1 tRNA gene is annotated in these 363 nt (G+C 47.6%); it reads right to left on the reverse strand.

Annotated elements, in window-relative coordinates:
* Positions 1–226: 226 nt before the first annotated feature.
* Positions 227–302, reverse strand: a tRNA-Glu gene (locus AC1DIO_RS35615).
* Between the last annotated feature and the right edge of the window lie 61 nt (positions 303–363).

Raw genomic sequence — 363 nt, forward strand, 5'->3', positions numbered from 1 at the left:
ACCGTGTACGCTTAGTCGCTTAACCTCACAACCCGAAGATGTTTCGTAAAACACCCTCAGTTGCGAAAATTTGAGAGACTCACGGAACAATTCGCATTGTTCTGTGTTTCAATTTTCAGCTTGATCCAGATTTTTAAAGAGCAAATATCTCAGACATGACTCRCTGTCAGACAGGAATCAGGTTTGAGATACATCGGCAGGTGACTTTCACTCACAGACCAGCAAGTGGCGTCCCCTAGGGGATTCGAACCCCTGTTRCCGCCGTGAAAGGGCGGTGTCCTGGGCCTCTAGACGAAGGGGACACAAAGTCTCACTCGCAAGACGCCTTGCTATTTACTTTTCATCAGACAATCTGTGTGGACA

Source organism: Allobosea sp. 05T439, assembly GCF_056396005.1.